The sequence below is a fragment of the Chitinophaga pinensis DSM 2588 genome, from assembly GCF_000024005.1.
Classification (GTDB): domain Bacteria; phylum Bacteroidota; class Bacteroidia; order Chitinophagales; family Chitinophagaceae; genus Chitinophaga; species Chitinophaga pinensis.
Map to the genome: position 1 here is coordinate 5,719,492 of NC_013132.1, position 14,018 is coordinate 5,733,509.

Here is a 14,018-nt window from a genome sequence, read left to right on the forward strand (position 1 = left end):
CGCGTTTATTTACTGATGTCGCTTATCATTTTGTTGACAATCACCCAACGACCCTCAATTTTATGAAAAGAAAGGAATTCGTCGTAAAGAAAGTCATACATTTTTACCATGACCCTTGCTACCGCGATCGAATTGATTGTGTCAACGGATATGATCTTCCATTCGAAAGGCTTACCGGAATCCTTCGGACTCTGACGGTTTTTAACGCCTGTCAGGTATTCTTCCCTGTTTTTAGCGTAAGGTTGTCCCTTTACGTCTCCGAAAAGCAGGGTACCGGGATACAGTATATTGCCCAGGCGGTCTGTATCGCCCTCATAAATGGCCTTAAAGTAATCATTCTCCAGTACCCCGGCAATAGCGAGGGAGTCCTGCTTATTGTTTTCCATCTTCACAGATTTTTGTGCTTTCAGTACGGGAATCAGCCCGAACAACAAAGCGGCCAATAAAAGCTTTTTCATGATCAATTCAGGTTATGACCAGCGCCCATACCACCATCTACATTTATAATGGTACCGCTGATGAAGTCATTTTTTGCTACTGCATATACCATCTGTGCTACATGTTCTACTTCCCCTACCCTGTTCAGCAGATGAATACCTGCGCTCTGGTCTGCATCCTCACCATGCATCGGTGTGCGGATCACACCGGGAGCGATGGTATTGACACGGATATTCTGTTTACCAAATTCAGCGGCCAGTTGCAGGGTCAGCGAGTGGATCGCGCCTTTGGAAGATATCGGCGCGGTAGATGGCGCTCCGCCTAATGCATGATATACCAGCGGCGTACCGATATTGATGATGGTACCGTCTTTCTGTTTGAGCATCTGTGGCAGCAGCGCCTGGGTGGTAAAGAAGGTTCCTTTCAGATTTGTGTTCAGGAAACGATCAAGATAAGCTTCGTCTACTTCCAGGAAAGGTTTTGTTTCATAAATACCGGCATTGTTCACCAGGACATCCACACCGCCGAACCTTTCCAGTGCTACTGCCAGCAGGCGTTCACCGGTACTTTTATCTTTTACGTTACCAGCTACCATGGCCAGATTTGTACCTGCGCCCAGCTCCTGATATACCTGTTCCAGTTTTTCGGCGGTGGAGGAGTTGATGACCACATTATCGCCTTTATCTAAAAAGTAACGCGCTACTTCTTTACCTATACCTGAGGAAGCGCCGGTTACAATCACTGTTTGCTTTTTCATTTGAATATTTTTTATGAATGATGTAATGTTTGTCTGTTTACTTTTTATCTGCTGTAATCCCTTTTTCTCTCAGTACCGATACCTGCTCTCCGGCAAAACCCCAGTCATCCAGTTCTATTTCCTGGATCACTACGTGTGTCAACTGAGGATCTTTATTCAGGACATCGGTAATCAGGTCTGTCACCCCTTTGATCAGGGCCTGTTTCTGTTCTCTGGTAACACCTTCACGGGTTACTTCGATCTTTACGTAAGGCATGATGATAAGTTTTGAGCCAAAGCTGCTTAGGCAGCTTTAGCGGTTAAGGTGATAGATAATTCGAAGTCGTTGTAGATCAGGGTATCGCCCAGATCTTTGAAGAAATTGCCCGAGCGGAAGCGCATGTCATATTTAGTACGGTCGATGATGATCTTACCGCTGGCGCTCAGCTGCGTACCATTGACGGTTATAGCTGCATCAAAGCTCACAGGATGTGTGATACCTTTGATCGTAAGGTCTCCGTTGATATGTGTACCTGACACGGATCTGATGACCAGCGTAGCTTCCGGATACTGTTGTGTAGAGAAGAAATCGTCAGAAACAAGGTGGCCCAGGAACTGCGCATTAGTGGCCAGATCAGCGATATCCAGTATTTTGATAGAGGTAGTGTCTACTACAAAGGTACCGCCGGTCAGCTGGTTACCACTGACGCTTAGCTGGCCTTCTTTGATGGCAATTGTACCATTATGAGCGCCGGTTACTTTTTTACCAACCCAATCAATATTGCTTTGCGCATTGATAATGTGAAATGTTTGATTTTCCATTTTATTCGTGTTTTGTGTTTGCGTTTTGATTACAACACAAATGTCCGTCGGAAAATCGGGGCCGTCATGTGACCTACATCACATCTGGAAATATGTGATTCAGATCACTTTTCAGGGGTATACAGGCGGCTGAGGGTTTCCCGGGATACACCCAGGTAAGCGGCAATGAGGTTTTTCGGAACAATATTATACAGCTCCGGATAGAGTGCCAACAGCTCCTCGTAGCGGTATTTAACATTGTTATTCATAAACGATAACAGCCTTTTCTGGCTGGCGACGTAGCCTTTATTGGTTCTCCAACGAAAGAAGTATTCTACATTGTGTATTTCCCGGCATAGTTTTTCCCTGTCTTCATTACTAAGACAAAGTACTTCAGCGTCCGTAATACAGTCTACATTGATAGTCGCCTTATTATGGCTATACAATGCATTATAGTCGGAAGTCCACCAGGTCGGCATGGCAAACTGGAGGATGAACATTTTCAGTTCGTCGTTAATAAAGAAAGACTTCAGGCAACCGGACAATACGAAGTATTCACAGTCTATCGGTCTCCCTTCTGTAACGATGGTTTGTCCTTTCTTATATTGCTGGTATTGGAAATGAGAGAAGATATAGTCAAATTGCTCATCTGTGAGCGTTGTTACTTTGCTGATATGTGTCTTTAAGAGTGCTTTTGCATCTGTGATATTCATATGCCGGCTGTCGCTTTACGAGGCTAAAGGTAGGGATTATTTGCGCATGATGTCATGCGCCTTTTTTAAGGCAAAAGTCTTATATTACAACCGTTTATTAACTCATTCAGACGTTAACCCGCTGAATACGCCATAGTGACCCAAAAATCAGTTCGTGTATGCTCGTCAGTAACAAACACTTTACGCCTGTTATAGGACTCGATATTCACATTGTAATACTGCTCGGTTTTCCCATTCCATTGCCACATCCATATATCGGTCTGGTGATTGATCCCATGGACTATATCCCCTTTATCGGGGCCACCACCAAAGTAAATCATGTGCCCAGGGGTAAAAGCGACACCTCCGGTCTTATCATCATATTATTTCATATTCCAATGGGCGGCCCTTTTCTGCTGGCTCCTATGATCGGACACGATTCTGTCAACTTCTTCGGTAGTAAGACCGTCAAAGTAGAAGGCAATCTCATGACGCCTTCCGGACACATGCTGATGACCTGCAATGACATTGGTATCCCGCTTTCCCTGCAGCCCGGAAAGAAGTTGAAGCCGATTCCCAGCATATATCTGCCAACCTCCTTTTCTATTCCGCTGTCCTTTGGCAAACCTGTAATGGTCGGCGGTCCTTATATACCGGATTGGGCAGGTGCATTACTGAACCTGGTCATGTCTTTTGGCTTTGGCGCATTGATGAAAGGATTGGGAAAAGGCTTAAAGAAACTGGGCAAAGCGGCTAAAAAAGCTAAAAGGAAAATCACTGATTTCAACCTGGCACGGCAGAATAGCCTGGGTAGTAACAAACTCAGCGGACTGCTTTGTAAGATGGGTTTTGAACCGGTTGATCTCGTGCAGGGCATTGTGGTATATGAGGGTACGGACTTTGAATTGCCCGGTCCCATCCCGCTTAGCTGGGAACGCTGCTGGAACAGTGACAGTACTTATCAGGGACCACTAGGTCATGGTACTCATTTAAGCTATGACATGCGGGTGCTGGATTTCGCGGAAGAAGAAGCGACCTGCTTATTATTGGGAGATGGCCGCCGTGTTATATTCGACAGACTCCCCTACCCTGGTGACAGTGAGTTTGACCGTTCTGAAAGGATGACACTCACCCGGACCGACCTGGATGAATACCTGCTGTTCAATCACCAGGAACGACTCTTTTATCATTTCCGCTCACTACAACCTGGCGATACCGAATACCGGCTTTATTCCATCAGTGATGAAGCCGGATTCATGATCAGTTTTCACTACAATAACAAGGGAGCTCTGATCCGTATCGTCGACAGTGCAGGACGACACCTGCATATAGAAAATGACTCCAAAGGACGTATTACGGGCGTCCGTGCGCATCACCGTGGACAACAGAAACAGCTGGTCCGCTATGAATATAATACCGCTGGTGATATGACCGCCATTATTGACGCACTGGAACAGACAACCCGGATGCAATATCATCAGCACCTGATGATGAAGAAAACAGACCGTAACGGACAAAGCTTTTACTGGGAATATGACGGCAAAGGACGTTGTGTGCATACCTGGGGAGATGAAGGGCTGCTGGAAGGACGGATCGAATACAATCCACAGGAAGGCTATAACCTGGTAACGAATGCCCTCGGTCAGACCACCACTTACTACTACACACCAGACTTCCTGGTGACACAGATAAAAGATCCGCTGGGCAACTCGCAGTTCACAGCATATACAGAAGATGCGGAGATCTACCGGGAAATAGATGAAGAAGCCAATGTAACCGGTTATGCCTATGACGAAAAAGGCAACCGCACTCAAATTATACACCCGGATGGCAGTACAATATTCTTCAACTATGATGATGAAGACCGGCTCTTACTCAGCGTAGGCGCACAGGGCGGCAGCCGCTCTTATGTGTATTATGAAGAGGGACCATTGAAGGGACTCCTGCACAGCTTTACAGAAGCGGACGGCAGAATGAGCATTTTCAGTTACAATGAAAAGAAACTGCTGGTAAAAGTAGAAGACAGACAGCGCAACAGTACCCTGCTGGAATATGATGAAGACCACAATATTTCAGCACTTATCCTGCAAAATGGAGGCCATAGCAGCTGGCAATACGATGCCTGGGGACAATGTATCCATACAGTCAATTCCCTCCAGCAGGAGCAGCATTTCCGTTATGATCTGCTGGGCCGTGCTACGGAGATCTTATACGCCGACGGCAATCAGCTGCAACTACGATACAATGCCTATAACGAGGTAGTAGAGGCAAAAGACAGGAACCGGCATCTCCGCTTTGCATACACCCCACTGGGCAGTGTCAGGATGCGTGAAGAGAATGGCGCTAAGCTCCATTTCCTGTATAACAATGCAGAACAGCTGACCAGTCTGATCAACGAAAAAGGAGAAATGTACCGCCTGGGTCGTAATGGCCGTGGAGATATTATCCATGAAACCGGCTTTGACGGTATACAGAGACATTACCACCGGGATGCGGCAGGCAAAGTAGTCAGGACCGAACGTCCCGGCCACCGCTGGACGGAATATGAATATGATTTCAATGGTCGCGTGACCCGGGCAGAACATAGTGACGGCAGCTGGGAAACCTATAGCTACGACCGGAACGGTCAGCTGATAGAAGCGATGAATGAGCATAGCACGGTCAGACTGCAACGCGATGCCATGGGACGTATTGTGCAGGAATATCAGAATGAGTTTACCGTCAGCAGTACCTATGACAAACACAATCGCCGTCAGCAGGTGCAAAGCAGTCTGGGAGCTGATCTGCTTATACAGCGCAATGCATTGGGTGAAGTCACCGGTATGCAGGCAGATGTGGCAGGATCTGCTCAGCCATGGCATACGGAGATCCTCCGGAATATACAAGGACTGGAAATCGGGCGTATACTACCCGCCGGAATAGAAAGTACCTGCACCTACAACCCACTGGGCTTGCCGGAAAGCTATGTCGCTACTATCGGTGGCAACAGCATCCGCCGCAGACATTATAGCTGGGATGCGGCCCAGCAACTGAAACAGATTGTCAATGGCATTACCCATGGAGTCGTTAAATACAGTCATGACGATACCGGTAATCTGACCTGGGCGCAATATGAAGATGGTCAGTATGACTATCGCCTGCCTGATAAAACAGGTAATATTTACCGTACACAGGCAAGGAATGATCGCAAATACGGCCCCGGTGGTAAACTGGCCGAAAGTACAGAGGCCCGTTTCATTTATGACGAGGAAGGCTTCCTGGTGAAAAAGATCGATCTGAAAGCTGCCGATGCAGTATGGCAATACGAGTGGTATGGCAACGGCATGTTGAAGAAAGTGACCCGTCCTGACAACAAGGTCGTGGAGTTCCGTTACGACGCATTGGGACGACGCATAGAAAAGCAATATAAGGGACAGATTACGCGCTTTGTATGGGATGGTAATATCACACTCCATCAATGGCATTATCCTGCCAGTGAACGGCCTGCAATTGAAATTGACGAACTGGGAGATATAAGGCAGCATCATCCGGAACCTGTGCCTGCTGAAAATCTGATCACCTGGGTATTTGAAGAAGGTACGCTGATACCGGTCGCTAAGCTGACCCAAGACGCCAGATATGCTATCCTCTCCGATTACCTGGGTACACCGGCGGAAGCCTACGATGCCTCCGGGGAAAAGGTATGGGAAGGGGAATTGGATATTTATGGAAAGCTGCGTAAGTTAGCCGGCGCCAGCGATTTTATTCCATTCCGCCGGCAGGGACAATATGAAGATGTCGAAACGGGCTTATACTATAACCGTTTCCGATATTATAGTCCGCTGGAAGGACTGTATATCAGTCAGGATCCGATCCGACTGGAAGGCGGCAGCCGGTTCTATGAATATTCCAGGTGCCCGACCCTGATACTGGATCCATTTGGTCTGGTAGACTTCTATCACGCTACTTCCAGTCCGGGCGCCACAAAGGGTGTATTAGGCGGGGTCGATCCTTCAACAGGACGGCCTAACCTCGATTTCAACCCATCTGGACAGGGCGGTTTTTATGTCACCAATGACCTGGAACAGGCACGTAGCTGGGTGAAAAATGGCGGTTCTGTGATCCATTATGATATACCGGAAAGCGAACTGGCCAAGCTGAGTATTAAAACATTTGACAGCGCTTCAGATGAATGGGCAGACTATGTTAAACAGGGAAGAGCGGGTACCCTGGCGCATGACTTTGACGGTGTCGAAGGGCCAATGATCGCTCTCAAAGCCAGTAAAAAAGCAGGTAAGCCGAAACCTGTTAAATTACAGCCGGACGGCAGACTCGGACATCAGCTGGCCATCTTCACCGATAAGGCAGCAAAACTCTTTGATAAATTCTTAAAAGGTTGCGTATAAAATGAGTAGTATAACATACAGTAATGAATCAGGCGATATCATCCTCTTCGACCCGGAAACGTACCTGGCAATTCTGAAGGCATGTCTGCAGGAATTCTTTGGTAAATCAGAGGAATCCGCCAGTGATATCATCGGACAAAGCGGGCATCTCAGCCTTGAGAACTTCCCGCCGAAAGACTTCAACCAGATGGCATTACTGGACCATCTGACCATCTTTGACTTTGCCTATAATATGCTGCGGGACCTGCCGGATCCTTCGTTAAGCAGCTATGCCGTCCTTCCTATGGATACTTACCTTGACTGGGAGGAAGATTTCATTCAGAAAAATGAGCTGAATCCGGATTACATCTTGTATGAGGGCGAAGATGAAGATGAGGGAGAAGAAGACTAACTTTATGTCTTTAAAAACAGCCCGTTTATGACAGACCCGGACTTCAATAAACTCGTCTACGAAATCGCCAGCCTGGTACCCAAAGGACGTGTCACTTCTTATGGCGCAATCGCCAAAGCTTTGGGAATGGCGAACTACTCCCGTATGGTCGGTCATGCAATGGGCGTCTGCGGAAAAAAAGTGCCTGCTCAACGCGTGGTAAACAGTCAGGGACGACTGACAGGAGAACCCGGCGGCATTGCAGCCCGCAAAAAGCTACTGGAGAAAGAAGGTGTTGAGGTAAAAAACGATAAAATAGTTAACTTCAGAAAGTTGTTCTGGGATCCATCCAGCGAACTATAAGCAGCCTTACTGCTGATCCTCCATATAACAGCTGAAGGCCCTGGGGAAACAGACTTCCCCAGGGCTTTATTTTTTGCAAAACATCAGTTATCTGTTGTTGTTGGTGGCTTCTGACCAAAAATCCGGCTCATTTGCGCATACATTTCAGGATGATGTTGTTTGAATCGTTCCGGTTTCTGAAAGAAATACTCCGAAGCCACTGCCAGAAATTCCGCCTCATTTGTCAATGCATACGGATTGATATCTGATCGTCCCTGCTCGATGCGACGCATTTCCTCATGCATCATTTTCAACCAGGGTACAGTATATTCATGTCGCATCAGATTCTCAGGTATACCATCTGTCGCACCGTCTGACATATCCAGCAAATGAACAAATTCGTGAATGGCCGTATGCTCTGTACCGGGTGAGCCGGAAAATGCCTTTGTCAAAGCTGCTCTGGACAATAACATCTGTCCGTTCATATAACCGGAGCCTACCATGCCCAGTATATTCCGTTCATCTCCTTCAAACTGAAAATTGTGATCAAAGGTATCCGGATAAAGTATCACGTTGGTGAGATTACGATATTTCCAGTCGGGAAAACCAAAGATGGGGACTACAGCACTCGCAGCAACGTACACTTTGTCCAGATCAGTGACTTCCGTACCAACACCTTCAATACGCACGTATTGTAAAAACTCATTGACCAGTGCTTCAAACCTCCCCTTTTCTTTATCATCCAGGAGCTGGTAATAACGGATATGGTCATTCAGTAAAGTTTTATAAATACCTGCCAGGGTCTGATCCTTTGCCTGCTTTTCCTTCTTACGGCGCATGTAGAGTACGATGACCAGGCAAAATAATAATAAACCGATTGTATAGAACATCATGCATTAAATGTAAGTAAAATACACCAGCAGCCACCGCACTTTGCCAGGTTCCAAAGCAGGGACTGGCAAACAGGAAAGAGAATCCATAATTATTACAATGCCCTAATGCATTGTAATCGGTAATTTTATGCTTATTTTAAGATAAGATTACAGGACATAACCCGCTGAAAAGAAATATTATGAAGTTCTTTATAAACGAAGTTGACCAGATCGTAAATGAATCAATTGATGGCCTGTTAACCAATCCCAGGTTGGCCAAACTGGATAGTTTCCCTCAGGTACGCGTGGTCGTGCGAAAAGATTGGGATAAGTCTAAAGTAGCCGTTATTTCAGGTGGAGGCTCCGGGCATGAACCTGCCCATGCGGGTTTTGTGGGTAAGGGAATGCTGACTGCGGCTATCTGTGGCGATATATTCGCTTCTCCTTCTGTGGATGCGGTATTGTCGGCTATTCTGGCAGTCACCGGACCAGCGGGATGTTTGCTTGTCATTAAGAATTATACCGGCGACAGACTGAATTTCGGTCTGGCCGCTGAACAGGCCCGCGCCTTAGGTTATAACGTTGAAACGCTGATCGTGGGAGACGATATTGCGCTTGGTAAGGAAGTACACAGAAGAGGACTTGCGGGAACACTGTTTGTCCATAAAATAGCCGGACAACTGGCAGAAGAAGGTGGTTCGCTTGCAGAAGTAAGCCGTGTTGCTCATACTGTTGCAGGACAGATTGCTTCGATCGGTCTATCCTTATCAGAATACCGGCAATTGGGACAGGCATTCCACTCCCGTTTGCGGGATGACCAGGTAGAGCTGGGCTTAGGCATACATGGTGAACCAGGCATCGATATCATTCCTTATGATAAGGCAGATAAGCTGATGGAGATCGTTGTAAAAAAGTTACTGGAAAGTTTAGCAGTTCCCGATAGCCGCTATGCACTGCTCTTTAATAATATGGGCGGTGTCAGTCCGGTGGAAATGGGCCTCCTGGTCAATTCTTTCCGGAAGAGCACTTTTGCCGCACAGGTGGATTATCTCATTGGTCCCTCTCCGATGATGTCTTCCATCAATATGAACGGTTTCTCCATATCCGTCTTGCAGTTATCTGATGAACTTGAGCGTTTACTGCTATCTTATGCGGAGCCTTCCGCCTGGCAGCTGCACCGCTTTAAAACGCCAATAACGGTAGAAAGTCCGGTATTGCCGCCTACCATTCAATATCCTGCTTCCGCCAATGCAACGGTGAGAGCGCTGATACAAGGTATTGCCAGTCTGCTGGTGAGCATCGAAACAGAGATCAATATGCTGGATGCGAAAGTAGGAGACGGAGACGCCGGTTCTACTTTTGCGCTGGCGGGTAAACTGATACTCTCCCATCTTGACCAGCTACCCTTGAATGAGACGGATAAACTCCTGACGACTATTGGTCGCCTGATGGCAAGACAAGCCGGTGGATCCAGCGGCGTACTATTGTCTATTCTCTTCACGGCTGCAGGCAGTGCTTATGCAGAAGAGGCAGATCTTGGGAAAGCCTTATCCGCAGGACTACAAAGCGTCAAACATTTCGGGGGTGCAAAAGTTGGCGACAGAACCATGATAGATGCCCTGGAACCTGCTTTTGCCGCTTTAGATACCTCGCTGGCACAAGCTGCCTTACAAGCACGTGAAGGGGCAGAAAGCACCAGAAGAATACTCAATACAAAATTCGGCCGTTCTTCTTACCTGGCTGAAAATACGCTGAGAGATATTCCCGATCCGGGAGCAGAGGTGATTGCCAGGGTTTTTGAGTATGTTGCTGCACAGTAAAACTCATTTCCTGATTTATATCTATGCAACAAGACACACTGATTATCGGCTGCAACGGCTCTGTGGCAGCTATCCCGGACCAATGACGGTCAGGAAGTATGGCGAACTAAATTACGTCAGGAAATACTCGGCGGCATATCCTTAGAAATGTACCTGTGTCAACGCCAGGAGGCCGTATCCTACTCAACGAAGCAGATAAAACTTCGTCTATATCAGTTGCTTGCTCGCAGAAGGTGACTGACCAAAGTGTGCCTTAAATAAACGTGAAAAGTGTGCGCTGCTTTCAAATCCAAGGGAATAACACACATTCTTTACGCTCATACCCGTTGCCAGCATTTCCCTTGCTTTTGTCAGGCGTTTCTGACGGATCCAGGCAGCAGGCGTCGTATGATAAATAGCATGGAAATCGCGCTTAAAACTACTCAGGCTTCTGCCGCACAGATAAGCCAGATCATTCAGCGATATGGGATTAGCATAATTTTCCTCTACAACAGTGGGTATATCTGCATAAACCTGTTGTTTCAGCTGTAATAACTGCTGTAACAGATTCCTGTCTGTACTCGTCAGGTCATATAGCAGCTCCAGCATTTTCAGTCTGATCAGTCCACCATCGATCTGTTCCTGGTCATGAAAGTAAGGCTTTACTGACTCAAAGAATTTCAATAGGCGGTCGTTCACAGGCTTCGGACAGATCCTGGCTGCTTCTGCTGTTTCCACAGATTCTATCCTGGCCATTTTTATAAAATCGATAATGAATTCCTCCTTCAGGAAGAACATCATACTTTCATACAGATAGCCCATTTCGGGATTACCGATCTTGTCGTAGTTGATCTGTGAAGCCTTCTTCATCAGGATCATCTCATTCTTCCTGATCACATATTCCATCTTCCCGTGCGTGATCACGTTTGTCCCTTCCAATACCACCAGCAGCATCGCTTCTTCCAGGTACTGACTCCCTTTCTTGCTGGTTGAATTGGTATGCGAGCAGGACTCTACAATAGACAATCCATCCAGTTTCAATGCGTTATGATAATGCGGGGCAGAGATCAATCCAAACGGAATCTTCAATACTTTTGTGTTCAATCCTATAAAAATTTGATAGCTACGAAGTTACAATACAAGTAGCTGATTTTATGACTAATTAGTCCATATTTATTTGCAAAAACGTCCAGATCTGTCTTTATGTACGACGCTGACCTTTTTTGTCAAGCCATTTGCCCCGTATAAAAAAATGCATTGGACGTAAAAGTCAAAAAACATGGACCGTAAAGTGCTATGATAATTCTCTTAATAACTGAATTTTGCCTCTGTAAACAGAACACGTAAACATTTAATTGCCAGGTGCAGTTATACTTAAAAACATTACTACCATGATTCAAGCGAAAGCGTATGCAGCACAGACCCCTGAGTCCGATTTAGCACCCTGGAACTTTGAAAGAAGGGATGTTGGCAATCACGATGTACAATTTGATATCCTGTACTGCGGCGTTTGCCACTCTGACCTGCATCAGATAAAAAATGAATGGTTCCCCGGTATTTTCCCGATGGTGCCTGGTCACGAGATTGTAGGTAAGGTATCAAAAGTAGGCCCTCATGTTAAGAAATATAAAGTAGGCGACCTGGTAGGTGTTGGTTGCCTGGTAGACAGCTGCCGTAGCTGCGACAACTGTAAAGACGGACTGGAACAATACTGTACCAATGGTCACTCCCAGACTTATAACGGTACCGAACAGGACCACAAAACACCTACTTATGGTGGTTATTCCAATACGATTGTAGTCAACGAAGACTTTGTACTGAAAATCAGCGAAAAGCTCAACCTGGCTGCCGTAGCGCCATTACTGTGTGCCGGTATCACGACTTACTCTCCGCTGAAATACTGGAAAGTAGGTAAAGGTCACAAACTGGCCGTTGTTGGTCTGGGGGGTCTTGGACACATGGCAGTTAAATTCGGCGTATCCTTCGGCGCGGAAGTAACTGTACTGAGCACTTCTGCTGCTAAAGAAGCAGATGCAAAAGCACTGGGCGCACATCACTTTGTTGTAACAAAAGATGAAGCACAGTTCAAAGCGCAAATGGGTACTTTCGATTTCATCCTGGATACCGTATCTGCCAAACACGACATCAATGACTACCTGGGTCTGCTGAAGACAAATGGTGTGATGATCTGTGTAGGCGTGCCGTCTGAGCCATCTCCGATTGCTGCATTCAGCATCATCGGCGGACGTAAGAGCCTGGCTGGTTCTTCCATCGGCGGTCTTCCTGAAACGCAGGAAATGCTTGACTATTGTGCTGAACACAATATCGTGTCAGACATTGAGATCATCGATATAAGGGATATCACACCTTCTTATGAAAGGATGATAAAAGGCGATGTAAAATATCGTTTTGTGATCGATATGGCTACCTTGTAAGCTGACTAAACATACTTATCCTGCTGTTAGCCGTTGACCTGGTGGTTAACAGCAGGATATATATACTTCACACCTTCTTCTCCTGCTATCACGGCCTGCTGTGCCATTTGAAAGAACAGGGAATGTCCCACCACTCCCGGCAGCATTTTCACCTGTATATCCAGCTGTTCCAGATCAGGGAATGCTTCAAAATATACGTCCGCCAGCAGATTACCATTATCAGAAATCAACGCTCCTATCTTACCAGTGCTCATACGTTGCACAAACCGCGTTTGCGGATACCGTGCCGTTATTGCCTGTTTGACGATCTCCAGGGCCTGTGGCAGCAATTCTACAACCATTGGATATTTCGTATCCAGTTTCGGCTGTGCTTTACTTTCATCTCCCAGTAATACAAACTTATCTGCTGCTGAAGCCAGTAATTTCTCCATCACATGAATACCTCCTCCGCTCTTCAATGCGTTCAGGTTCGCATCAAATACATCGCATCCGTCGAAGTAAATATCCAGTCTGCCGACAAACGCGGGCGCTACCAGTTTAAATCCTTTTTCATGCAATAATGCGGTCGTATCAAATGACGAAGAGGTAACCGTCAGCGATGCCTGTAAGGCCGGCTGAGCTGCCAGTTGCTCTACCAGGTACGCAATTGTTTTACCCCCTCCGAGACCGATCGTTTGTCCGGCGCTGATCATTAATGCTGCTGCTTTCGCTGCTTCCAGTTTATAGTCTGTCATCAGTACTGAATGTTTTGATAATATTAATCATTTTCCGTCAGGCGCTTACAGGGTTCATAATTTTCAGATAAAACAGGTAACTTACTACCTACGAAACCTACGCTATGCTTACAAGATAAGATAGCTCCTTCACATTACTGCATCAGAAAAAAGCAACTCATCATCTTATAAAAGTTACGCCAGTGGAAAAGATCACACCTGACGATATACGCTATGCGGACCTTGCGGGAAAGAGATTCAACAAACGCTTTGAAGGCAAACCGGCCTATATCCGTATCCCTTCTTCTACCGTGAAAACTATCCCCGTCTGCAAAAAATAAAAGCGACATGGGATCCATTGAATATCTTTCATCATGCCCTGTCCATACAGGCAGGGTGATTACACCTCCCTCCCCTACTTTTTTAATTTAAATA

At 46.4% G+C, this 14,018-nt stretch carries 15 protein-coding genes; 7 read left to right on the forward strand and 8 right to left on the reverse strand.

Translation table 11 applies throughout. The features are described from left to right. Positions 1–5: 5 nt before the first annotated feature. The 5 genes from CPIN_RS22685 to CPIN_RS22705 form a co-directional block, all read right to left on the reverse strand. On the reverse strand, positions 6–458 hold the full coding sequence (locus CPIN_RS22685; protein ID WP_012792185.1) for a nuclear transport factor 2 family protein: 453 nt from the start codon (positions 456–458) through the stop codon (positions 6–8). A 2-nt stretch (positions 459–460) separates the two neighbouring features. Further along, positions 461–1,195, reverse strand: coding sequence for an SDR family NAD(P)-dependent oxidoreductase (locus CPIN_RS22690; RefSeq protein WP_012792186.1), 735 nt, complete (start codon positions 1,193–1,195; stop codon positions 461–463). A 37-nt stretch (positions 1,196–1,232) separates the two neighbouring features. Continuing rightward, positions 1,233–1,451, reverse strand: coding sequence for a tautomerase family protein (locus CPIN_RS22695; RefSeq protein WP_012792187.1), 219 nt, complete (start codon positions 1,449–1,451; stop codon positions 1,233–1,235). 26 nt (positions 1,452–1,477) lie between these two features. After that, positions 1,478–1,996: a YceI family protein gene (locus CPIN_RS22700; protein WP_012792188.1), complete on the reverse strand. Its 519-nt coding sequence runs from the start codon at positions 1,994–1,996 to the stop codon at positions 1,478–1,480. A gap of 104 nt (positions 1,997–2,100) precedes the next feature. Continuing rightward, on the reverse strand, positions 2,101–2,688 hold the full coding sequence (locus tag CPIN_RS22705) for a Crp/Fnr family transcriptional regulator (RefSeq protein WP_012792189.1): 588 nt from the start codon (positions 2,686–2,688) through the stop codon (positions 2,101–2,103). A 158-nt stretch (positions 2,689–2,846) separates the two neighbouring features. Between CPIN_RS22705 and CPIN_RS22710 the strand changes: the two genes are divergently transcribed. From CPIN_RS22710 to CPIN_RS22720, 3 genes are read left to right on the forward strand one after another with little or no spacing between them, the layout of a single operon-like run. After that, positions 2,847–7,052: a DUF6531 domain-containing protein gene (locus CPIN_RS22710; RefSeq protein WP_012792190.1), complete on the forward strand. Its 4,206-nt coding sequence runs from the start codon at positions 2,847–2,849 to the stop codon at positions 7,050–7,052. A 1-nt stretch (position 7,053) separates the two neighbouring features. Continuing rightward, on the forward strand, positions 7,054–7,443 hold the full coding sequence (locus CPIN_RS22715; RefSeq protein WP_012792191.1) for a hypothetical protein: 390 nt from the start codon (positions 7,054–7,056) through the stop codon (positions 7,441–7,443). A 27-nt stretch (positions 7,444–7,470) separates the two neighbouring features. After that, positions 7,471–7,785: an MGMT family protein gene (locus CPIN_RS22720; protein ID WP_012792192.1), complete on the forward strand. Its 315-nt coding sequence runs from the start codon at positions 7,471–7,473 to the stop codon at positions 7,783–7,785. 83 nt (positions 7,786–7,868) lie between these two features. Here CPIN_RS22720 and CPIN_RS22725 read toward each other — a convergent pair whose 3' ends face one another. Further along, on the reverse strand, positions 7,869–8,657 hold the full coding sequence (locus tag CPIN_RS22725; RefSeq protein WP_222838145.1) for a M90 family metallopeptidase: 789 nt from the start codon (positions 8,655–8,657) through the stop codon (positions 7,869–7,871). A 179-nt stretch (positions 8,658–8,836) separates the two neighbouring features. Here CPIN_RS22725 and CPIN_RS22730 point away from each other — a divergent pair, with 179 nt between their 5' ends. Then, positions 8,837–10,456 carry a dihydroxyacetone kinase subunit DhaK gene (locus CPIN_RS22730; protein WP_012792194.1) on the forward strand — a complete coding sequence of 540 codons (1,620 nt, stop codon included), beginning with the start codon at positions 8,837–8,839 and terminating at the stop codon, positions 10,454–10,456. A gap of 207 nt (positions 10,457–10,663) precedes the next feature. Here CPIN_RS22730 and CPIN_RS22735 read toward each other — a convergent pair whose 3' ends face one another. Next, positions 10,664–11,539, reverse strand: coding sequence for a helix-turn-helix domain-containing protein (locus CPIN_RS22735; protein ID WP_012792195.1), 876 nt, complete (start codon positions 11,537–11,539; stop codon positions 10,664–10,666). 287 nt (positions 11,540–11,826) lie between these two features. Between CPIN_RS22735 and CPIN_RS22740 the strand changes: the two genes are divergently transcribed. Then, a complete protein-coding gene (locus CPIN_RS22740) occupies positions 11,827–12,870 on the forward strand; it encodes an NAD(P)-dependent alcohol dehydrogenase (protein ID WP_012792196.1) in 1,044 nt (347 codons plus the stop codon). A gap of 26 nt (positions 12,871–12,896) precedes the next feature. Here CPIN_RS22740 and rpiA read toward each other — a convergent pair whose 3' ends face one another. Beyond that, the gene (gene rpiA / locus CPIN_RS22745; protein ID WP_012792197.1) at positions 12,897–13,604 is read right to left on the reverse strand and encodes a ribose 5-phosphate isomerase A; all 708 of its coding nucleotides are present in this window, start codon (positions 13,602–13,604) and stop codon (positions 12,897–12,899) included. Between the two features lie 182 nt (positions 13,605–13,786). Between rpiA and CPIN_RS39035 the strand changes: the two genes are divergently transcribed. Both CPIN_RS39035 and CPIN_RS39665 read left to right on the forward strand, forming a co-directional pair. Continuing rightward, on the forward strand, positions 13,787–13,924 hold the full coding sequence (locus CPIN_RS39035) for a hypothetical protein (protein WP_187294680.1): 138 nt from the start codon (positions 13,787–13,789) through the stop codon (positions 13,922–13,924). Continuing rightward, on the forward strand, positions 13,921–13,983 hold the full coding sequence (locus CPIN_RS39665; protein ID WP_369126337.1) for a BBE domain-containing protein: 63 nt from the start codon (positions 13,921–13,923) through the stop codon (positions 13,981–13,983). The genes CPIN_RS39035 and CPIN_RS39665 overlap by 4 nt, the downstream gene beginning before the upstream one ends. The last annotated feature ends 35 nt before the right edge of the window (positions 13,984–14,018 follow it).